This is a genomic window from Streptomyces sp. NPDC020299, assembly GCF_044387825.1.
Taxonomy (GTDB): domain Bacteria; phylum Actinomycetota; class Actinomycetes; order Streptomycetales; family Streptomycetaceae; genus Streptomyces.
Genome location: NZ_JBIRWL010000008.1, coordinates 302,689 through 322,715, shown reverse-complemented (window position 1 = coordinate 322,715; position 20,027 = coordinate 302,689). Strand labels below are relative to the sequence as shown.

19 protein-coding genes and 3 pseudogenes are annotated in these 20,027 nt (G+C 72.2%); 15 read left to right on the top strand and 7 right to left on the bottom strand.

Features of this window, described 5'->3' with window-relative positions; translation table 11 throughout:
- The first annotated feature begins 22 nt into the window (after window positions 1–22).
- Entirely contained in the window at window positions 23–298 is a 276-nt protein-coding gene (locus ACH45E_RS22490) for a hypothetical protein (protein ID WP_361445751.1), read from the top strand.
- Entirely contained in the window at window positions 295–1,794 is a 1,500-nt protein-coding gene (locus tag ACH45E_RS22485; protein ID WP_399041290.1) for a cytochrome bc complex cytochrome b subunit, read from the top strand. Before ACH45E_RS22490 ends, ACH45E_RS22485 begins: the two co-directional genes overlap by 4 nt.
- 115 nt (window positions 1,795–1,909) lie before the next feature.
- Here ACH45E_RS22485 and ACH45E_RS22480 read toward each other — a convergent pair whose 3' ends face one another.
- Window positions 1,910–2,293: a cytochrome c oxidase subunit 4 gene (locus tag ACH45E_RS22480; protein ID WP_361445748.1), complete on the bottom strand. Its 384-nt coding sequence runs from the start codon at window positions 2,291–2,293 to the stop codon at window positions 1,910–1,912.
- Entirely contained in the window at window positions 2,290–3,921 is a 1,632-nt protein-coding gene (gene ctaD, locus ACH45E_RS22475; protein ID WP_361445874.1) for a cytochrome c oxidase subunit I, read from the bottom strand. Before ctaD ends, ACH45E_RS22480 begins: the two co-directional genes overlap by 4 nt.
- 166 nt (window positions 3,922–4,087) lie before the next feature.
- On the opposite strand from ctaD, the gene ACH45E_RS22470 reads away from it, so the two are divergent.
- The 6 genes from ACH45E_RS22470 (at window position 4,088) to ACH45E_RS22445 (ending at window position 8,580) form a co-directional block, all read left to right on the top strand.
- The gene (locus ACH45E_RS22470; protein ID WP_361445745.1) at window positions 4,088–4,456 is read left to right on the top strand and encodes a DUF6479 family protein; all 369 of its coding nucleotides are present in this window, start codon (window positions 4,088–4,090) and stop codon (window positions 4,454–4,456) included.
- A gap of 70 nt (window positions 4,457–4,526) precedes the next feature.
- The gene (locus ACH45E_RS22465) at window positions 4,527–4,703 is read left to right on the top strand and encodes a hypothetical protein (RefSeq protein WP_361445742.1); all 177 of its coding nucleotides are present in this window, start codon (window positions 4,527–4,529) and stop codon (window positions 4,701–4,703) included.
- Between the two features lie 137 nt (window positions 4,704–4,840).
- Complete coding sequence (locus ACH45E_RS22460; protein WP_361445740.1) at window positions 4,841–5,908, top strand: glucose-1-phosphate thymidylyltransferase; 1,068 nt, start codon at window positions 4,841–4,843, stop codon at window positions 5,906–5,908.
- Entirely contained in the window at window positions 5,905–6,882 is a 978-nt protein-coding gene (rfbB, locus tag ACH45E_RS22455) for a dTDP-glucose 4,6-dehydratase (RefSeq protein WP_361445737.1), read from the top strand. The genes ACH45E_RS22460 and rfbB overlap by 4 nt, the downstream gene beginning before the upstream one ends.
- Entirely contained in the window at window positions 6,882–7,775 is an 894-nt protein-coding gene (gene rfbD, locus ACH45E_RS22450; protein WP_361445734.1) for a dTDP-4-dehydrorhamnose reductase, read from the top strand. The genes rfbB and rfbD overlap by 1 nt, the downstream gene beginning before the upstream one ends.
- Window positions 7,762–8,580: a class I SAM-dependent methyltransferase gene (locus ACH45E_RS22445; RefSeq protein WP_361445731.1), complete on the top strand. Its 819-nt coding sequence runs from the start codon at window positions 7,762–7,764 to the stop codon at window positions 8,578–8,580. The genes rfbD and ACH45E_RS22445 overlap by 14 nt, the downstream gene beginning before the upstream one ends.
- Here the strand turns inward: ACH45E_RS22445 and rfbC are convergent.
- From rfbC to ACH45E_RS22425, 4 genes are all read right to left on the bottom strand, one after another.
- Window positions 8,565–9,170, bottom strand: a complete 606-nt coding sequence (rfbC, locus tag ACH45E_RS22440; protein ID WP_361445729.1) for a dTDP-4-dehydrorhamnose 3,5-epimerase — start codon at window positions 9,168–9,170, stop codon at window positions 8,565–8,567. The genes ACH45E_RS22445 and rfbC overlap by 16 nt on opposite strands.
- Before the next feature lie 4 nt (window positions 9,171–9,174).
- Window positions 9,175–11,139 carry a glycosyltransferase gene (locus ACH45E_RS22435; protein WP_361445726.1) on the bottom strand — a complete coding sequence of 655 codons (1,965 nt, stop codon included), beginning with the start codon at window positions 11,137–11,139 and terminating at the stop codon, window positions 9,175–9,177.
- 123 nt (window positions 11,140–11,262) lie between these two features.
- Entirely contained in the window at window positions 11,263–11,847 is a 585-nt protein-coding gene (locus ACH45E_RS22430; protein WP_361445723.1) for a hydrolase, read from the bottom strand.
- Between the two features lie 269 nt (window positions 11,848–12,116).
- On the bottom strand, window positions 12,117–12,563 hold the full coding sequence (locus ACH45E_RS22425; protein ID WP_361445720.1) for a MarR family transcriptional regulator: 447 nt from the start codon (window positions 12,561–12,563) through the stop codon (window positions 12,117–12,119).
- A gap of 170 nt (window positions 12,564–12,733) precedes the next feature.
- On the opposite strand from ACH45E_RS22425, the pseudogene ACH45E_RS22420 reads away from it, so the two are divergent.
- From ACH45E_RS22420 to ACH45E_RS22390, 7 genes and pseudogenes are all read left to right on the top strand, one after another.
- Window positions 12,734–14,305, top strand: a pseudogene (locus tag ACH45E_RS22420) (FAD-binding oxidoreductase); the annotation flags it as partial.
- Window positions 14,244–14,543, top strand: a pseudogene (locus tag ACH45E_RS22415) (enolase C-terminal domain-like protein); the annotation flags it as partial. The pseudogenes ACH45E_RS22420 and ACH45E_RS22415, both read left to right, overlap by 62 nt.
- Window positions 14,544–14,556: 13 nt before the next feature.
- Window positions 14,557–16,314: a glycoside hydrolase family 15 protein gene (locus ACH45E_RS22410; protein ID WP_361445717.1), complete on the top strand. Its 1,758-nt coding sequence runs from the start codon at window positions 14,557–14,559 to the stop codon at window positions 16,312–16,314.
- Between the two features lie 2 nt (window positions 16,315–16,316).
- Entirely contained in the window at window positions 16,317–17,342 is a 1,026-nt protein-coding gene (locus tag ACH45E_RS22405) for an SDR family oxidoreductase (protein WP_361445714.1), read from the top strand.
- A 10-nt stretch (window positions 17,343–17,352) separates the two neighbouring features.
- Window positions 17,353–17,853, top strand: coding sequence for a metallophosphoesterase (locus ACH45E_RS22400; RefSeq protein ID WP_361445711.1), 501 nt, complete (start codon window positions 17,353–17,355; stop codon window positions 17,851–17,853).
- 107 nt (window positions 17,854–17,960) lie between these two features.
- Window positions 17,961–18,290, top strand: a pseudogene (locus ACH45E_RS22395) (MFS transporter); the annotation flags it as partial.
- A 155-nt stretch (window positions 18,291–18,445) separates the two neighbouring features.
- On the top strand, window positions 18,446–18,607 hold the full coding sequence (locus ACH45E_RS22390) for a hypothetical protein (RefSeq protein WP_361445708.1): 162 nt from the start codon (window positions 18,446–18,448) through the stop codon (window positions 18,605–18,607).
- Window positions 18,608–18,804: 197 nt separating this feature from the next.
- Here the strand turns inward: ACH45E_RS22390 and ACH45E_RS22385 are convergent, their stop codons facing one another.
- Window positions 18,805–19,911 carry an XdhC/CoxI family protein gene (locus ACH45E_RS22385; protein WP_361445706.1) on the bottom strand — a complete coding sequence of 369 codons (1,107 nt, stop codon included), beginning with the start codon at window positions 19,909–19,911 and terminating at the stop codon, window positions 18,805–18,807.
- Window positions 19,912–20,027 lie beyond the last annotated feature (116 nt).

Genomic DNA, 20,027 nt, shown 5'->3' with positions numbered 1-20,027 from the left:
CCGTCTTGCCTAGGGTCCTGCCGTGGCACACACCTTCGATGAGCTCGTGGAGAAGCAGCGCGCGGCCGAGGCGGCGCACGCGAGGGCCATGGCCCTGCGCGAGGCGTACGGCCCGCCGGCCCAGGCACAGTGGACCGGCGAACAGTCGTCGACCTACGAGACGGCCCTGCGGGCCTGGCGCGACCTGGCCCGCGAGGTGCAGACGGCGCTCGGCGAGTACGCGAAGGAGACGGGCAGGTCCCGGACCGAGACCGAGGCGGAGGTGCAGCGGGCGGCCGCGGAACCGGAGGAGACGTGACCTCGCCCGGGCCGCCCGGACCGGACCGCGCGTCCCGCGGGGAACGGCTCGCGGACGCCGTGGACGCCCGGCTGCCGGCCGTCGAGGCCGGGTCGCTGCTGCGCAAGGCGTTCCCCGAGCACTGGTCCTTCCTCCTCGGCGAACTCGCGCTCTACAGCCTCCTCGTCCTGGTGCTCACCGGTGTCTGGCTGACCTTCTTCTTCGATCCCGAGATGCGCGAGGTCGTCTACACGGGCTCGTACGCACCCCTGCAAGGGGTACTGATGTCGGCGGCCTTCGACTCCACCCTGCACATCAGCTTCGAGGTGCGCGGCGGCCTGCTGATGCGGCAGACGCACCACTGGGCCGCGCTGGTCTTCGTCGCCGCGATCGGCCTGCACATGCTGCGGATCTTCCTCACCGGCGCCTTCCGCAGGCCCCGCGAGGTGAACTGGGTCATCGGGCTCACCCTGTTCGTGCTCTCCCTCGCCGAGGGCTTCGCCGGCTACTCGCTCCCCGACGACCTGCTCTCCGGCACCGGGCTGCGCATCGCGCAGGGCATCATGACCTCCCTGCCGGTGGTGGGGACGTACGTCGGCTTCTTCGTCTTCGGCGGCGAGTTCCCCGGCCACGACATCATCACCCGGCTGTACCCGGCGCACATCCTGCTGCTGCCCGGCGCGCTGATCGGCCTGGTCACCGTGCACCTGATCCTGGTCTTCCACCTCAAGCACACCCAGTGGCGCGGGCCGGGCCGGAGCAATGCCGATGTCCTCGGCAAACCGCTGTACCCGCAGTTCACCGCGTCCTCCGCCGGGCTGTCCCTCACCGTCTTCGGCGTGCTGGTGCTGCTGGCCGGTCTCGCCCAGATCAACCCGGTCTGGGTGTACGGCCCGTACCGGCCGGACCTGGTCTCCACCGGCTCCCAGCCCGACTGGTACGTCGGCTTCCTGGAGGGCGCGCTGCGGCTGGTGCCGCCGTGGGAGACGAACGTCGCCGGGCACACCTTGATGTGGAACGTGCTGCTGCCCGCGGTGGTGCTGCCCGCCCTGCTGTTCCTCGTGCTGTACGCGTACCCCTTCGTGGAGCAGCGCCTGACGGGGGAGTGGCACCAGGAACGGCACCTGTGCGACCGGCCGCGCGAGCGTCCCGTGCGCACCGGCCTGGGGGTCGCCGGGACCGTCTTCTACGGCGTGCTGCTGCTGGCCGGCGCCAACGACATCGTCGCGCAGAGCTTCCGGGTCTCGGTGAACACTCTGACCTGGGTGCTGCGCGTGGCCCTGGTACTGGCCCCGGTGGCCGCGTTCCTCCTGACCCGCTGGGTGTGTCTGGCCCTGGTGGAGGCGGAGCGGCACCGCCTGGCGGGAGTACCGACCGGCGAGATCCGCCAGACCGTGGCCGGCGGCTACGAGACCGGCCACCACCCCGTCGACACCTTCCCCCCTGGCGCCCCGAGACGCCCCCTCACCGGCCCACGAGCCGTGACCCGCCGCCCGCCGACCCACCGGGACCGGTGACGGACGGCCCGCCGGAACCGGTGAGGAGCGGCCGCAGCCGGGATGCGGGGCCGGTCGCGGCCCGGATGCCGCGCGGCCTGCGGTCGGCGCGGAGCCTTGGCCTGCCGGGGCTCCGTCACCGGTGTGCGTACTGGAACACCATCCCGAGTACACCGACCGCCAGTACGCCGAAGCCGATGAGGAACAGCCACAGCCCGAACACGACCCCGGTGGCCGTGAGCGCGAAGCCCAGGGCCGTGAGCACCGGCCAGTGGCTCTCGTCGGGGAAGAACTCCACGGGCCCGGCGCCGTCGGCGATCTCGGCGTCCTTGCGGTCCTGGGGCCGTGTCCCGCGGCGCCGGTACTGCACGGCGCAGAAGAAGGCGACCACGGCCGCCATCCCGGAGGCGACGATCAGGGCCGCCGTGCCCGCCGGTTCGCGCGACCACACGCCGTAGAGCGCGGCGGTCCCGGCGAAGAACAGCGCGACACCGCCGAACAGCAACGCCTCGGCCTTCACCGCAGTCCCTCCTCCTCGGCCTGCCTGACGATCGCGGGATGGCGCAGGTCGAAGGCGGGCGACTCGGACCGCACCCGGGGCAGCGCCACGAAGTTGTGCCGCGGTGGCGGGCAGGACGTCGCCCACTCCAGACCCCGCCCGTACCCCCACGGGTCGTCCTCAGTGACGACCGGCGCCCGGGTCGTGGTGCGCCAGACGTTGTAGAGGAAGGGCAGCGTGGAGACGCCGAGCACGAGGGCCCCGGCCGTCGAGATGGTGTTGAGCAGCGCGAACCCGTCGTCGGGGAGGTAGTTCCCGTACCTGCGGGGCATCCCGGACTCACCCAGCCAGTGCTGCACCAGGAAGGTCAGCTGGAACCCCGGGAACAGCAGCCAGAAGTGCACCTTGCCGAGCCGCTCGTCGAGCATCTTCCCGGTGAACTTGGGCCACCAGAAGTAGAACCCGGCGAACATCGCGAACACCACCGTGCCGAACAGCACGTAGTGCAGGTGCGCCACGATGAAGTACGAGTCGGTGAGGTGGAAGTCCAGCGGCGGCGAGGCGATCAGCACCCCGCTCAGCCCGCCCAGCAGGAACGACACGAGGAAGCCCATCGCCCACAGCATCGGTGTCTCGAACGACAGGGAACCGTTGTGCATGGTCCCGATCCACGCGAAGAACTTGATCCCCGTGGGCACCGCGATCAGGAACGACATGATCGAGAAGAACGGCAGCAACACGGCGCCCGTGGCGAACATGTGGTGCGCCCACACCACCGCGGACAGCATGGTGATCGCGATGGTCGCCCCGATCATCGGCAGATAGCCGAAGAGCGGCTTGCGGGAGAAGACCGGGATGATCTCGGAGACGATGCCGAAGAACGGCAGCGCGACGATGTAGACCTCCGGATGCCCGAAGAACCAGAACAGGTGCTGCCACAGCAGCGCACCCCCGTTCGCCGCGTCGAACACATGCGCCCCGAACTTCCGGTCCGCCTCCAGAGCCAGCAGTGTCGCCGTCAGCACCGGAAACGCTGGCAGCACCAGGATCGAGGTGAACAGCACGTTCCAGGTGAAGATCGGCATCCGGAACATCGTCATACCGGGGGCGCGCAGACACATGATCGTGGCGATGAAGTTCACCGCGGTCAGGGTCGTCGACACGCCCGAGACCACCAGCCCCATCGCCCACAGGTCACCGCCCGCGCCGGGGGAGAAGTAGGCGCTGTTCAGCGGCGCGTACGCGAACCAGCCGAACGCCGCCGCCCCGCCGGGCACCAGGAAGCCCGACACCACGATCAGGCCGCCGAAGAGGTACATCCAGTACGACAGCGCGTTCAGCCGCGGGAAGGCCAGGTCCGGGGCGCCGATCTGCAGCGGCATAACGGCGTTGGCGAACCCCGCGAACATGGGCGTCGCGAACAGCAGCATCATGATCGTGCCGTGCACCGTGACGAACTGGTCGTAGCCCTGCAGGCTCAGGAACTGCAGACCCGGGCGGGCCAGCTCGGCGCGCATGGCGAGCGCCAGCAGCCCGGCGAGGAGGAAGAAGCAGAACGACGTGACCATGTAGAGCCGGCCGATCACCTTGTGGTCGGTGGTCGTGGCCCAGCGCACCAGGGCCCGGCCGGGGCGGGGCGCGGTGACCATGTACCGCTCAAGGGCATCGCCGTCGCCGCCGTCGCCGCCGTCCAGGATTTCCGATAGTTCCGACATCGTCCCGTGACGCTACTCCGCGGGGCGAGACGGCCTGACCGCGCCACGCCGGGCCCGCCCGGCCAGGCATCCGCCGCGCCCGTCCGGGTACCCGCCGTCCATGGACACTGCCATCAACCAGGCCGCCGCAGGCGTTTCCGTCTTCGGGTACATCGCCGTCCTCGTCGTGGGTGTCGCCCTCGTCGCCGGGCTGATCTGGGCCTTCCGGATGGGCTTCAAGGTGCGCCGGCGCGAGCCGGGCCCGCCCCGGCCGGAGGAGCAGCCCACCCGTCCGGTCTCCGGGCCGGTGCAGGAGGAGCGTGCGGTGCGCGCATGGGACGAGCTGCCCCGGGCGGCGGACGAGAGCGAGCGGCTCACCCCGCACCAGCTCAACCCCACGGGGACCAAGCGGTCCGCCGATCAGCGTCGCCCGCGCTGGGAGCCCGGTTCGAGCGGGTCGTTCGGCGGTGGCGGCGGTGGCCGTACGTGAAAAGGCGGCAAGAAGGCGGCAAGAAGGCAGCAAGAGCGCTGTAAGAGGCAGCGAGAGGGAAGTGGACGTCGTGACCGCGCAGAGTAGTGAGAAACCCGTCGCCGGCATACCCGAGACGGGCTGGTCGAAGGCCCGTCGGCGGCGGGGCAAGGGAGTGCGGACCTGCCTGCCCGCCATCCTGGACCGAGGTGCCGCGCGGACGGTGGCCGAGGGACGGGACGGCACCATCGTCCGCGGCGAGGACTGAACGTGAACCGAACCTGAACCGAACCTGAACCGATTCACCAGCGGGCGGACCGCCCGTTGCGCCAGAGCCATACTGTCGTAACAAACCGGTAAGCAAACAAAGGTCCGTTACGGACGATCACCTATAGGGTGTGGCAGATGAAGGCTCTGGTGCTCTCCGGCGGTGCCGGTACCCGGCTGCGGCCGATCACCCACACGTCGGCCAAACAACTGGTCCCCGTGGCCAACAAACCGGTGCTCTTCTACGGGCTGGAGTCCATCGCGGCGGCCGGGATCACCGAGGTCGGCATGATCGTCGGCGACACGGCCGCCGAGATCGAGGAAGCGGTCGGCGACGGCTCCAAATTCGGCCTGGAGGTCACCTACATACCCCAGGAGCGGCCCCTCGGCCTCGCTCACGCGGTGCTGATCGCGCGGGAGTTCCTCGGCGACGACGACTTCGTGATGTACCTCGGGGACAACTTCATCGTCGGCGGCATCCGGGACCTGGTCGAGGGGTTCGGCGCGAGCCGCCCCGACGCGCAGATCCTGCTGACCCGGGTCCCCGACCCCCGTTCCTTCGGTGTCGCCGAACTCGACCCGGCCGGGCAGGTGACCGGCCTGGAGGAGAAGCCCGAGCATCCCAAGAGCGACCTCGCGCTGGTCGGGGTCTACCTGTTCACCCCGGTGATCCACGAGGCGGTGCGGGCCATCAAGCCGTCCTGGCGGGGCGAGCTGGAGATCACCCACGCCATCCAGCACCTCATCGACGTCCACGCAGACGTCCGCTCGACGGTCATCGAGGGCTACTGGAAGGACACCGGCAACGTCGGTGACATGCTCGAGGTCAACCGCATCGTCCTCGAAAGCATGGAGCGGCGCATCGACGGCGACGTGGACGAACTGTCCGAGACCGTCGGCAACGTGGTCGTCGAGGAGGGGGCGCGGATCGCCAACTCGCGGATCGTCGGCCCGGCCGTCATCGGGAAGGGGACCCTGGTCGCCGACTCCTACGTCGGCCCGTTCACCTCGATCGCGGAGAACTGCCGGATCACGGACAGTGAGCTGGAGTTCTCCATCGTGCTGCGGGACTCCTCCATCGACGGGGTGGGCAGGATCGAGTCCTCGCTGATCGGCCGGCACACCGAGGTGACCCCGGCGGCCGGCCTGCCCAGTGCCCACCGACTCGTCCTCGGAGACCACAGCAAGGTGCAGATCCGTTCATGAATCTCCTCGTCACCGGCGCCGCCGGGTTCATCGGCTCCACGTACGTCCGCACGCTCCTCGCCGACGACACGCCCGACGCGCCGCGTGTCACCGTGCTGGACAAGCTGACCTACGCGGGCACGCTCGCCAACCTGCCCGCCGCGCATCCCCGCCTCCAGTTCGTCCAGGGCGACATATGCGACGCCGATCTGGTCGACAAACTCATGGCGGAGGCCGACCAAGTGGTGCACTTCGCCGCCGAGTCCCATGTGGACCGCTCGATCGCGGGGGCGAGCGAGTTCGTGCTCACCAACGTGGTGGGCACCCAGACCCTGCTGGACGCCGCCCTGCGGCACGGCATCGGCCCGTTCGTGCACGTCTCCACCGACGAGGTGTACGGCTCCATCGACTCCGGCTCCTGGCCCGAGACCCATCCGCTCGCACCCAACTCCCCTTACTCCGCCTCCAAGGCATCCTCCGACCTGCTCGCCCTGGCGTACCACCGCACCCATGGCATGGACGTGCGGGTCACCCGCTGTTCCAACAACTACGGGCCGCACCAGTTCCCGGAGAAGGTCGTCCCGCTGTTCGTCACCAACCTCCTCGACGGCCACAAGGTCCCGCTGTACGGCGACGGACGCAACGTCCGCGACTGGCTGCACGTCGACGACCACTGCCAGGGCGTGGAGTTGGTGCGCACCGAGGGCCGTCCCGGCGAGGTGTACAACATCGGCGGCGGCACGGAGCTGAGCAACAAGGAACTCACCGGGCTGCTCCTCGACGCCTGCGGGGCCGGCTGGGACCGGGTGGAGTACGTCGCCGACCGCAAGGGCCACGACCTGCGCTACTCCGTGGACTGGAGCAAGGCCCGCGCCGAACTCGGCTACCGGCCGCGCCGCGACTTCACCACCGGCCTCGCCGACACGGTCGCCTGGTACCGGGACAACCGCGCCTGGTGGGAACCGCTCAAGCGGCGCGCCCAGCAGGAGTCCTGATGCGGTGGCTGATCACCGGCGCGGGCGGGATGCTCGGCCGTGACACCGTCGGCGAACTGCAGCGGCGCGGCGCGGACGCGACGGGCCTGGACCGCGCCGCCCTGGACATCACCGACGCCGGCGCCGTCCGCCGGGCGTTCGGCGAGCACCGGCCCGAGGTCGTCGTCAACTGCGCCGCGTACACGGCCGTCGACGACGCCGAGACCGACGAGGCACGGGCCCTGGCCATCAACGGCGACGGGCCGCGGCTGCTCGCCCGCGCCTGCGCCGAGCACGGCGCCCGCCTGATCCACGTCTCCACCGACTACGTCTTCTCCGGCGAGACCCGCACCGCCCCCTACCCCGAGGACCATCCCCCCGCGCCGCGCACCGCGTACGGCCGCACGAAGCTGGCCGGGGAGCGGGCGGTCCTCGAGGAGCTCCCGGACGCGTCCGCCGTCGTGCGCACCGCCTGGCTGTACGGCGTCCACGGCCGCAGCTTCGTCCGCACGATGCTGGAGCTGGAAGGCCGCCGGGACACCCTCGACGTGGTCGACGACCAGCGCGGGCAGCCGACCTGGAGCGCGGACGTCGCCGCCCGGATCGCGGACCTCGGCGCCCGGCTCGCCCGGGACACCGGCGCGCACGGTGTCTTCCACGCCACCAGTTCCGGCGAGGCCAGCTGGTACGAACTGGCCCGGGAGGTGTTCCGGCTCGCCGGCGCCGACCCGGACCGGGTACGGCCCACCGACAGCCGTGCCTTCACCCGGCCGGCGCCCCGGCCCGCCTACAGCGCCCTCGGGCACGACCGGTGGCGGGAGATCGGTCTGGCACCGCTCAGGGACTGGCGGTCCGCCCTGCACGAAGCACTGCCGCACATGTCGAAGGGAATTTCCAGCGATGTCGATTCGTGAGACCGTGAAGTCCGCACTGGGCGAGAAGAACATGCGGGTGCTGCGCCGGCTCAAGCGCCGGGTCAGAACGCTGACCCAGCCCGCCAAGCCCGTCAAGCCGACCGGACTCGACGCGATCTCCAACGATCTCAACAAGCTCGCCGTGCACTTCAAGACGGACAAGTGGGGGACGCACCGTTACACCCAGCACTACCAGCGCCATCTCCAGCACCTGAAGAAGGAGTCGTTCAATCTTCTGGAGATCGGCGTCGGCGGTTACAGCCGGGCCGGTCAGGGCGGCGCGTCGCTGCGTATGTGGAAGGCGTTCTTCCCGAAGGCGCAGATCTTCGGAATGGACATCCAGGACAAGTCATTCGTCGACGAGGACCGCATCACGACGTTCGTCGGCGACCAGTCCGACCCCTCATCACTGAACGCCGTCGCCGACAAGATCGGTGACCTCGACGTCATCATCGACGACGGCAGTCACCGCAGCCCGCACGTGCTCACGACGTTCGCCACGCTCTTCCCCCGGCTCAAGGACGGTGGCATCTACGCCGTCGAGGACACGCAGTCCTCGTACTGGCCGGAGTGGATGGGCAGCGAGGACCGCGACGCCCCGAACACCAGCATGGGGATGCTGAAGCGGCTCACGGACGGGCTGAACTACGAGGAGTTCGTCGACGAGAACTACCAGCCCAGCTACACGGACCTCAACGTCGTGGCGGTGCACTTCTACCACAACCTGGTGATCATCGAGAAGGGCCGGAACGCCGAGGGCACCAACAAGCGCAGTGCCCTGAAGCAGCGCTACGCCAAGTCCTGACCGCGCAGCCGCTCGTAGTGGGCGGAGCAGTCCGCGTATGTGGGAAGCAGTCCGGACCGCTCCGCCTCGGCCAGTGACGGGGCCGCCGCGTCCTTCTCGGACAGCAGCGGCTCGATGCCCCGCGGCCAGGCGATGCCCAGAGCCGGGTCGAGCGGGTACAGCCCGTGCTCGCGCCCCGGCGCGTACCCGGCCGAGCACAGGTACACCACCGTGGCGTCGTCGGTGAGCGCCATGAAGGCGTGCCCCAGCCCCTCGGCGAGGAACACGGCGTGCCGGGTGTCGTCGTCCAGGCGTACGGCCTCCCAGCGGCCGAAGGTGGGCGAGCCGACGCGGATGTCCACCACCACGTCCAGGACGGCGCCCCGGACACAGGTGACGTACTTGGCCTGGCCGGGCGGTACGTCGGCGAAGTGGATCCCGCGCAGCACGCCCCGCCGCGACACCGAGCAGTTGGCCTGGGCGAGGTCGAGGTCGTACCCGGTGGCCTCGCGGAACTCCTCGCCCCGGTACCACTCGTGGAAGCTGCCCCGGGCGTCCGGGAAGACCTTGGGTTCCAGCACCCAGGCGTCCGCTATCTCCAGTGCCCGCACGTCGTCACGCCCTCCGTGTCTCGTCCGTGGATGTCATCCTCCGCCGGGCCGCGCCCGCGATCCGCCGCACCGTGCGCAGCAGCCGTCGCACCGGGCCGGGCACCGGCGGCCCCGACACCACGACGTCTCCGGCCCGGCTCACGCGCAGGGCCAGCGGCAGGGCGAGGAAACGAGGCGTCTTCGCCTCCGGCGCCAGGCACAGCTCCGGCCGCCACACCGCCCCCCGCATCGCGGACAGGGGCAGCCCGGTCCGCAGCAGCGAGCCGTTCCCCTCGGCGGGGGTGAGCGTCCCGGACTCCTGGAGGGGGCCGCCCGACGCGGTGCCGGTCCAGCGCAGCCGGACGTCGGTGCGGTCGGCGACGTACAGCGGCAGCGCGAGGCTGAGCAGCCCGTCGCCGGAGACCGCCGCGTCCTCGGGGGTGAGCGCGGTCAGACCCAGCGACTTGGTGGCCCGCTCCACGTCCAGGGAGAAGTTCTCGTACTGCTTGGTCCAGTACGGCAGCACCACCCGGCCGGCGATCACGCCCGCGGGCGGTGCGGGACGGCCCTGGCGCGGGGCCGGGCCCAGCCGGCAGTCCTTGGACCAGCCGCCCAGGCCGACCCGGACGTACATGTCCCACAGGCCGGTGTGCAGCGGGGCACCGCCGGCCGCCGTGGCGGGGTCGACGGTGGCCGTGGCGCGCAGCACCAGCCGGATCCGCCCGTCCTCGGCCGGGACGCGTTCGCGGGTGAGCTCGGCCCGCTGGAGGAAGGAGGCGGAGCTGGCGCGGTCGCGCAGGATCAGGTCGGCGGTGGCCTTCCCGAAGCCGTTCACGGCGGCCGCGTCGAGCCAGGCGATCGTCTCGTCGAGATCCCGGGGCAGGCCGTCGGCGGGCGCGCCGGTGCCGTCCGTGGCGAAGGTCAGGGGGCGGCCGGCAAGGTGGTACTCGGCGGTGAACCCGACCCGCAGCCCGCCGTCCCGCCACTGGGCCGCGGTCGGCACGGCCTTGGGGGCGATGCCGCTCTCCCGCTCGGCGTGGGCGACCAGTTCGTCGTAGCGGTCCTCGCGGATCAGCGCGGCGACGATCCGCTGTCCCGGGCGCAGTCCGGCGGCCACGCCGGGCCCGAAGCGCTCCAGGATCACCCCGCGGATCTCCTGGAAGAGCTCCCGGCGGTAGTCGTCCGGCATGGCCAGCAGGCGGCGCCCGCTCATCCGGTCGACCATCTCGACGCGCAGCCAGCGGCGCTGCAGCCGCTCGCGCAGCGGGCCCGGCTCGGTGTACCGCTCGACGACGTCCAGCGCCTCGCGGAGGTTCTTGAAATAGCCGACCGGCTCGAAGCGCTGGAAGCCGGCGTTGGAGGCGTCGTCCCGTTTGACGTGGTAATAGCAGACGTAGTCGCTGAGCACCGAGACGTTGTCGGCCCGCAGGTACGCCTCGGTGACGAAGACGTGGTCCTCCAGGCGCCGCCGGCCCTCCGGGAAGCGCAGGCCGGTGCGGTCCAGGAAGGCCCGGCGGACCATCTTGTGCGGGGTGAGGCTGTCGATCAGGGGGGCGTTCTCGACGGTGGCGTGCGGATGGTTGCGGCGGAACAGTTCCACCGGCACCGGGCGCCCCTTCCCGGCCATCTTTCCGACGATCACATCGGCCTTGTTCGCGACCCCGTATTCATACATACGTTCGAGGGCTGAGTCGCCGAGGTAGTCGTCGTTGTCGACGAACATCACGAACTCGCCCTGGGAGGCCTCGATGCCGACGTTGCGGGGCTTGCCCGACCAGCCGGAGTTCTCCTGGTGGATCACCTGGATGTGCGGGTGCTCGGCGGCGAGGGTATCCAGGCGGGCCGGGGTGCCGTCGGTGGAGCCGTCGTCGACGAAGATCACTTCGAACTCGTCGGGAGGCAGCGACTGCCGCAGCATCGAGGCGATGCAGTCCTCGATGTACGGCCCGGGGTTGTACACCGGGACGATGACGCTGACCTTGACCGGCATCCGGTTTCCAAGCCCCCTTAGACCGCCACCCGTTGCCTGGGTGGCACCTGCGCGTGGCCGAATGCTAACCCGGCCCCGTGCGTGGACGTTTGTTCGCCCTTCGCGAGGGGCCCGGCGTGGCGGTCAGCCGTGCGTCTTGGTAAGAAGCTCCTTCACCTCGGCCGTGGTGCCCGACTCGCCGAGCCTCGGGAAGATCCGCTCGACGCTGCCCCGGTGCGCCTCGGGGTCGCTGTCGGCCATCGCGTCCGTGGCGAGGGTGACGTGGTAGCCGTGGGCGTAGGCGTCGCGGGCGGTGGACTCGACGCCGATGCTGGTGGCGATGCCGGTCAGCACGATCTGGGTGATGCCGCGGCGGCGCAGCTGGACATCGAGGTCGGTGCCGTGGAAGGCGCTCCAGTTGTGCTTGGTGACGCGGATGTCGCCGGGGTGTCCGCTCAGTTCGCCGACCACGGTGTCCCAGCCCTCCGGGAAGGCGAGTCCGCGCGCCTGGCGCTCGGTGCGGCCGGGGACGGCGTCGGCCCAGTCGGGGGCGAAGGAGACCCGGACCAGGACCACGGGCAGGCCGTGGGCCCGGAAGGCGCCGGCGAGCTCGGCGGTGCGGGCCACCACGTCCGGGCCGGTGTGCGGCTGGGTCGGCATGCCCACGATGCCGTTCTGCAGGTCGATCGCGACGAGGGCGGTACGGGGGTCCAGGGCGGTCAGTGCCATGGTCGGGCCTTTCGGGAGAGGGCTTTCGGCAGATGGTTTTCGCAGGTGAGGGGGGAGCGGGAACGGGCCGGGAGAGCGCCGCGGGCGGCGGTGCGGGAGCCGGCGGGTGTGAATCGGGTATGAACAGGGTCAGGACGTGTGGCCAGGCGGTGTCGGCGCGGGCGGGAGGAAGGTCACGGGCGGAGTCCGCGCGGGCCGTGTGTGTCCACCGGTCGACCGGTCGCCGGCCGGCGCACGACGATGGCAGGGCAGAGGGCCGGGGCCCGGTGTCAGGGCTGCGACAGCCGTTCCAGGAGGGTCAGGGCCTCCAGCACCGTCTGCCGCTCCGCTTCGGTGTACCGGTCCTGGAAGGCCCGGGCCAGCCACTCCTCGCGGACCTGCCGGTTGCCCTCGACACGGGCCCGGCCGGCTTCGGTGAGGGTGACCAGCTGACGCCGGCCGTCGTCCGGGTCGGGGGCCCGGCGGATCAGGCCGTGCTGGTCCAGCGCGGCCAGTGTGGCGGCCATCGACTGTGGCCGCACGCCCTCGGCGGCGGCCAGGGCACTGGCCGTGGCCGCGCCGTGCTTGCCCACCAGGGTGAGCGCCGACTCCTGCGACGGTGTCAGGACCCTGTTGTCCTCGTCCCGCGCGATCTCACGGATGCGCCGTCGCAGTCGGCTGAAGACCACCCGCAGGTCGCGCGCGGTGCGGGCCGCGGAGTCGGAGATGTGCTCCATGCCGCCACTCTATGACCAGCAGGTAAGACTGTCCAGCTAAAACTGTTCAGCTATGCCTGGCTATTCAGCTGAACGGCTGCTCGCGACGCTCCGTTCCACCAGGCGATCCCTGGGTACTCGCCCGTCCGTGACCGGGCAAGGACGTCGGGCGACAGCAAGGATGTGAGCAGATGACCCCTCCGGACGTGACCGGCCTGGAGAGGGCTCTGCGCGCCGAGGTGGACGGTGAGATCCGCTTCGACGCGGGCAGCCGCGGCGCCTACGCCACGGACGGCTCGAACTACCGCCAGGTCCCCATCGGCGTCGTCGTCCCCCGCACCATCGAGGCGGGGGCGCGTGCCGTGGCGGTCTGCGCCCGGTTCGACGCCCCCGTCCTCTCCCGCGGCGGCGGCACCAGCCTGGCGGGGCAGTGCACCAACACCGCCGTCGTGATCGACTGGACCAAGTACTGCGACGCGCTCGTCTCGGTGGACCCCGAGGCGCGGACCTGCGTGGTCGAGCCCGGCATCGTACTGGACGAACTCAACCGCCAACTGGCCGACCACGAGTTGCAGTTCGGGCCGAAACCGTCCACGCACACCCACTGCGCGCTCGGCGGCATGATCGGTAACAACTCCTGCGGCGCCTCCGCCCAGGCATACGGCAAGACCGTGGACAACGTGCGCCGCCTGGAGATCCTCACCTACGACGGCGCCCGCGCCTGGGTGGGCCCGACGTCCGCCGCCGAACGCGAGCGGATCACCGCCGAGGGCGGCCGGCTGGCCGACCTCTACGAGGGCCTGGACCGCATCGTCACCGAGTACCTGGCCGACATCCGCCGCGGCTACCCCAAGATCCCCCGCCGGGTCTCCGGTTACAACCTCGACTCCCTGCTGCCCGAGAACGGCTTCGACGTCGCCAGGGCGCTGGTCGGCAGCGAGGGCACCCTGGCGACCGTCCTGCGCGCCGAACTGGACCTGGTCCCGGTGCCGCCGTACAAGTCGCTGCTGGTGCTGGGCTACGACGACATCTGCGCCGCCGCCGACGACGTGCCGCACCTGCTGGAGCACTGCTCGCCCAGCCAACTGGAGGCCCTGGACGGGCGGATGGCGCAGCTGATGCGCGAGGAGGGCGCCTACCTGGACTCCCTCGACGTGCTGCCCGAGGGCGACAGCTGGCTGATGGTGCAGTACGCCGGCGACAGCCAGGACGACGTCGGCGAACAGGCGCACGCCCTGCTGCGCGCCATCGGGCGAGGTGAGAAGGACGCGAACGTCGCCTTCTCCGACGACCCGGACCGCGAGGAGAAGATGCTCAAGGCCCGCGAGGCCGGCCTCGGTGTCACCGCGCGGCCCCCGGACGACCGCGAGACCTGGGAGGGCTGGGAGGACTCGGCCGTCCCGCCGGAGCGCCTCGGCGACTATCTGCGCGACCTGAAGGCCCTGTTCGAGGAGTTCGGCTACGACCACCCCTCCCTGTACGGGCACTTCGGGCAGGGCTGCGTGCACACCCGCATCCCCTTCGGGCTGAAGACCGCCGACGGCGTACGGGACTTCCGCCGGTTCCTGGAGCGCGCCGCCGACCTCGTGGCCTCCCACGGCGGCTCGCTGTCCGGCGAGCACGGCGACGGCCAGTCCCGGGGCGAACTGCTCACCCGGATGTTCGGCGAGCGGCTCGTGACCGCCTTCGGGGAGCTGAACCCAGATCGACGTCACCCGATGCGGCGGCATCACCGTCTGGCTGCGCGCCGCCGCCCTCGCCCACGCCCGCGGCCTCGACGTCTCCGGGCACTGCGCGCCGCACGCGCACGCGCACGTCGCCGCCGCGGTGCCCAACCTGCGCCATCTGGAGTGGCTCCACGACCACGTCCGCATCGAGCGCATCCTCTTCGACGGCGTCCTCGATCCGGCCGGCGGCAGCATCGCCCCCGGCGCCGGCGGCTCGCCCGGACTGGGGCTCACCCTCGACGCCGAACGCGCCCGGCCGTATCGCGTGCGCTGACCGAGGAGACCCCATGAGCAGCCACATCGCACCGCACGCACTGCACGACTACGCCCTGCTGGCCGACGGCGAACGCGGCGCGCTGACCGGACCCGACGGAGCCGTCGTCTGGCTCTGCGCGCCCGGCTGGCACGACGACGCCCTGTTCGCCTCCCTCATCGGCGGCCGCGGCGGCTACGCCGTCACCCCGCGCGCCCCCTACGTCCCCGGCGGCTACTACGAGAACGGCAGCCTGATCCGGCGCAGCCGCTGGATCACCACCGAGGGCGTCGTGGAGTGCCGGGAGGCGCTCGCCTTCCCCGGCGAGGCGGGCCGCGTGGTCCTGCTGCGCCGGCTGCACGCCGTCGACGGGCCCGCCCACCTCACCGTCGTGCTCGACCCGCACGCCGACTACGGCCGTGCCCCGCTCGACTCCGCCCACCGCGACGACGCCGGCGTGTGGCACCTGCACACCGGCCCCCACCGGCTGCGCTGGCAGGGCGCGCCGTCCGCGACACCGCGCGAGCGGGGACTGACCGCCGAGCTCGTACTGAAGCCGGGGGAGACCCACGACCTGGTCCTGGAGTGCTCCCCCTCCCCGCTCCCGCGCACCCCGCCGGACGCCGAGCAGGCATGGTCCGCGACCGAGCGGGCCTGGCGGCGCGCGGTACCCCCGCTGGACCACACCATCGCCCCCGGCGACGCCCGCCTCGCCTGCGCCGTGCTGCGCGGCCTGACCACGCACGGCGGCGGCATGGTCGCGGCGGCCACCACCAGCCTCCCGGAACGCGCCGAGGAGGGCCGCAACTACGACTACCGGTACGTCTGGATCCGCGACCAGAGCTACGCCGGACAGGCCGCGGCCGCCGCGGGCGTCCCCGAACTCCTCGACGCCGCCGTCCGGTTCACCGCCGAGCGGCTGCGTGCCGACGGTCCCCGCCTCGCCCCGGCCTACACCGTGCACGGCACGCCCGTGCCGGACCAGCGCGAGCTCGACCTGCCCGGCTACCCGGGGGGCTTCGACCGGGTCGGCAACCGGGTGGAGAAGCAGTTCCAGCTCGACTGCTTCGGCGAGGCCCTGCTGCTGTTCGCCGCGGCGGCCCGGCACGACCGGCTCGACGCCGGCGCGGCCCAGGCCGCCGAAACCGCCGTACGCGCCATCGCCGACCGGTGGCGCGAACCCGACGCCGGGATCTGGGAGCTGTCCCCACGGCACTGGACCCACAGCCGACTGATCTGCGTAGCCGGACTGCGCGCCCTCGCCGCCGCCGACCCGCGCCACCCCCGCGCCGAGACCTGCGTCCGGCTCGCCGACACCGTCCTCGCCGCCACCACGGCCACCTCCCTGCACGCCGACGGACACTGGCAGCGCAGCCCCGACGACCCCGCCGTGGACGCCGCCCTGCTGCTGCCCGCCGTACGCGGCGCCCTGCCCCCGGACGACCCCCGCACCCGCGCCACCCTCGACGCCTGCCGCCACGCGCTCGCCGAGGACCACTTCCTGTACCGCTTCCGCCACGACGACCGGCCCCTCGCGGACGCCGAGGGCGCCTTCCTGCTCTGCGGATTCGTCATGGCGCTGGCCGAACACCAGCAGGGACGGACCGTCTCGGCACACCGCTGGTTCGAGCGCAACCGCGGCGCCTGCGGCGCCTCCGGCCTGTACGCCGAGGAGTACGACATCGCCCAGCGCCAGCTGCGCGGCAACCTCCCGCAGGCCTTCGTGCACGCGCTGCTGCTCCAGACCGCGGCCCGGCTGGGCCAGGACCACCCCCACCCCGTAAGGAGCTGACCATGCCCGCCACCGTCGTCATCACCGGTGCCAGCGCCGGCATCGGCCGCGCCACCGCCCGCCTCTACGCCCGGCGCGGCGCCGACGTCGTACTCGTCGCCCGCGGCCGTGGCGGACTGGAAGCCGCCGCCGACGAGGTCGCCGCGCTCGGCGGCCGGCCGCTGGTGCAGGTCGCCGACACCGCCGACGCCGATCAGGTCGAGGCCGTCGCCGAGGCCGCCGAGAAGGAGTTCGGCCCCATCGACGTCTGGATCAACTGCGCCTTCACCAGCGTCTTCGCGCCCTTCGACGAGATCGGCCCCGAGGAGTACCGGCGGGTCACCGAGGTGACCTACCTCGGCTTCGTCAACGGCACCCACACCGCGCTGAAGCGCATGCTGCCTCGCGACCGGGGCACCATCGTGCAGGTCGGCTCCGCGCTCGGCGAACGGGCGATCCCGCTGCAGTCCGCGTACTGCGGCGCCAAGCACGCCATCAACGGCTTCACCTCGTCCCTCCGCGTCGAACTGATGCACCGCGGCAGCAACGTGCACGTCACCGTCGCCCAGATGCCCGCCGTCAACACCCCCCAGTTCGACTGGGTGCGCTCCCGCCTGCGGGGGCACCCCAGCCCCGTCCCCCCGATCTACCAGCCCGAGGTCGCCGCCCGGGGCGTGCTGTACGCCGCCGACCACCCGCGCCGCAAGCAGTACTACGTCGGCGCCACCACCGTGGCCACCATCTGGGCCAACCGGCTCGCCCCCGCCCTGCTCGACCGCTACCTGGCCCGCACCGGCTTCGACGCCCAGCAGACCGACGAAAAGGCCCCGACCGGCCGCAGCAACCTCTTCGAGCCCGTCGACCGGGGGCCCGGCGACGACCACGGCGCCCACGGCGTCTTCGACGACACCGCCCACGGCCGCTCCTGGCAGGCCGCCCTCGCCCACCACCCCGCCGCCACGGCCCTCGGCACCGGCCTCGCCGCGGTGACCGCGGTGCGCGGCATCCGGCACCTCGCCAGGTCCGGCGTGCTCCCGAAGGCTCGATAGGCTGACCTGCGTGCGCCTGCTCCTGATGTCGGACACGCATCTGCCCAAGCGCGCCAAGCGCCTGCCGGACCAGCTCCTGGCCGAGCTCCCGGACGCCGACGTGGTGATCCACGCCGGGGACTGGGTCGACACCGCCACCCTCGACCTGCTGGAGAGCCGCAGCCGCCGGCTGGTCGGCGTGTACGGCAACAACGACGGGCCCGGGCTGCGCGCCCGCCTGCCCGAGGTGGCCTACGCCGACCTGGGCGGCCTGCGCTTCGGCGTCATCCATGAGACCGGCCCCGCCCAGGGCCGCGAGGCCCGCTGCGCCGCCCGCTTCCCCGGCCTCGACGTCCTGGTCTTCGGCCACAGCCACATCCCGTGGGACACCACCGCCCCCGGCGGCCTGCGCCTGCTCAACCCCGGCTCGCCCACCGACCGCCGCCGCCAGCCGCACTGCACGTACCTGACGGCGGCCGTCACCGACGGCACGCTCACGGACGTGACGCTGCACCGGCTGCCGCAGCGGTGAGGGCCGCCGGCGACGTCCGGCAATGTGCGCCGGATACTTCCTGGTGCTGCTCGACGTCACGATCGTCAACGTGGCCCTCCCCGCCATCGGCTCCGGCCTGGGCGCGGATGTCGGCGGCCTCCTGGGGGTGCCCCCTCTGGGGGAGGGTGGTCGACGGCTACGCGCTGGCGCTCGCCTCGCTGATGCTCACCAGCGGCACCGCGGGCGACCGCTACCGGCACAAACGGGTCGTGCTGACCGGCCTCGCCGTCTTCGGCGCCGGGTCGCTTGCCTGCGGCCTCGCCCCGGGCGTCCGGTTCCTCGTGGTCGCGCGCGTGATCCAGGGCGTGGGCGCCGCGCTGCTGCTGCCGGGCACGCTCGCCATCATCGGCCGGGCCTTCCCCGACGACGCCGCGCGGGCGCGGGCGATCGGCGTCTGGGCGGGCATCGGCAGCCTGGCGCTGCCCGCGGGACCGCTGCTCGGCGGGGCGCTCACGGACGGGCCGGGCTGGCGCGCGAAGCGGCCGTCGCCGCCGTCCCCGCCGAACGCTCGGGCCTTGCCTCGGCGGTCAACAACACCGCACGCCAGACGGGTGGTGCGATCGGGATCGCGGTGGCCGGTGCGGTCGCCGGACAGCCCGACGACACGACGCGTTTCGTCCACGGCTTCCACACCGTGGCCCTCGGCTCCGCCGGCCTCTACGCGGCGGCGGCCGTGCTCGCGCTCGGCCTGCTGCCGGGGTCGCTCGTGCCCGTCAGACGGGCCGGGAGGTGACGGAGACGAGATCCGGGCCGCCCCGCGATCGGGGACGACCCGGGCACTGTGGATGATGCGCTGTCACGGACCTCCTTCCGGGAAGTGCCGTAGACGGACATGCATGCCATCCGTTGCTGTTGCGCCGCCTACCCGTCCCCGCAGCGCCTCACACACCGATTACGCCAATGTCCGGAAAAAAATCCCGGGCACCGGTGCTACGCCCGTCCCCGCGGATGAATGGCACCCTCTGTCACCGTCAGCGGCACTCCGCTCCCGCCCCAGCGCAGCGCGACGATCTCGGCCGCCACCGACACGGCGACCTCCTCCGGTGTACGGGCCCCGAGGTCCAGGCCCAGGGGAGAGCGCAGCCGGGACAGCGCGGCCGGGTCGAGCCCGGCCCCGGCCAGCTGCCGCATCCGGTCGGCATGGGTGCGGCGGCTGCCCATCGCCCCGACGTACGCGGCGGGCCGGCGCAGCGCCTCCCGCAGCAGCGGCACGTCGAACTTGGGATCGTGGGTGAGTACGCAGATCACCGTGCGCTCGTCGGTGTCCGTACCGCGCAGATAGCGGTGCGGCCAGTCCACGACCACCTCGACGCCCGCCGCGAACCGGGCCGGTGTGGCGAACACCGGCCGGGCGTCGCACACGGTGACCCGGTAACCGAGGAAGGCGCCGATACGGGCCACGGCGGCGGCGTAGTCGATGGCGCCGAACACCAGCATCCGCGGCGGCGGAGCGAAGGAGTGCAGGAAGACGGTGACGGAGTCCTCGCGGCGCTCCCCGCCCGGCCCGTAGTGCCTCAGGGCCGTAGCGCCCAGCGCCAGTTCCCCCCGCGCGTCGGCGGCCACCGCCACCTCCAGCCCTCGCGAGCCCAGCGCCCCGGCGGCCTCCTGGGGCCACACCGCGAGGGTCGCCCCGCGCGGCGCCGGCCCGTCGACCACACTCGCCACGGTCACCGGCTCCCCGTCCGCGACCGACGCGGCGACCGCCCCGAAGGACGGGTCCAGCTCGGGCGTGACGGGCCGGACCAGCACGGTGATCTCGCCACCGCAGGTGAGCCCGACCGCGAACGCGTCCTCGTCGCTGTAGCCGAAGGTCTCCAGCCGGGCCTCGCCGCCGCCGGCGGCCTGACGGGCGAGTTCGAAGACCGCGCCCTCCACGCAGCCCCCGGACACGCTGCCCACGACCTCGTCGTCCGGGCCGACGGCCATCGCCGACCCCGGCCCGCGCGGCGCGCTGCGGCTGACCGCGACGACCGTGGCGAGCCCGAACGGCAGGTGAGCGGCGTACCACCCGCTGAGCACCGGGAGAATGTCCCGCATCGTCGGCGCCTCCGCTCACCCCGCCCACGGGGTTGGTTGAACGTTAATCCGTTGGCGGGCCGGCCTCCGTTCTGCTGCACTGCACCGGTCGAGTTCCCCGAACCCCAGGAGCAGTG

Excerpts from the sequence above, each read along its gene's own strand:
- ACH45E_RS22405 (WP_361445714.1), top strand. The coding sequence starts at position 16,317 with ATGCCCGCCACCGTCGTCATCACCGGTGCCAGCGCCGGCATCGGCCGC.
- ACH45E_RS22430 (WP_361445723.1), bottom strand. The coding sequence starts at position 11,847 with ATGGCACTGACCGCCCTGGACCCCCGTACCGCCCTCGTCGCGATCGAC.
- ACH45E_RS22470 (WP_361445745.1), top strand. The coding sequence starts at position 4,088 with ATGGACACTGCCATCAACCAGGCCGCCGCAGGCGTTTCCGTCTTCGGG.
- ACH45E_RS22445 (WP_361445731.1), top strand. The coding sequence starts at position 7,762 with ATGTCGATTCGTGAGACCGTGAAGTCCGCACTGGGCGAGAAGAACATG.
- ACH45E_RS22410 (WP_361445717.1), top strand. The coding sequence starts at position 14,557 with ATGAGCAGCCACATCGCACCGCACGCACTGCACGACTACGCCCTGCTG.
- ctaD (WP_361445874.1), bottom strand. The coding sequence starts at position 3,921 with ATGGTCACCGCGCCCCGCCCCGGCCGGGCCCTGGTGCGCTGGGCCACG.
- ACH45E_RS22385 (WP_361445706.1), bottom strand. The coding sequence starts at position 19,911 with ATGCGGGACATTCTCCCGGTGCTCAGCGGGTGGTACGCCGCTCACCTG.
- ACH45E_RS22425 (WP_361445720.1), bottom strand. The coding sequence starts at position 12,563 with ATGGAGCACATCTCCGACTCCGCGGCCCGCACCGCGCGCGACCTGCGG.
- ACH45E_RS22460 (WP_361445740.1), top strand. The coding sequence starts at position 4,841 with ATGAAGGCTCTGGTGCTCTCCGGCGGTGCCGGTACCCGGCTGCGGCCG.
- ACH45E_RS22435 (WP_361445726.1), bottom strand. The coding sequence starts at position 11,139 with ATGCCGGTCAAGGTCAGCGTCATCGTCCCGGTGTACAACCCCGGGCCG.
- rfbD (WP_361445734.1), top strand. The coding sequence starts at position 6,882 with ATGCGGTGGCTGATCACCGGCGCGGGCGGGATGCTCGGCCGTGACACC.
- rfbB (WP_361445737.1), top strand. The coding sequence starts at position 5,905 with ATGAATCTCCTCGTCACCGGCGCCGCCGGGTTCATCGGCTCCACGTAC.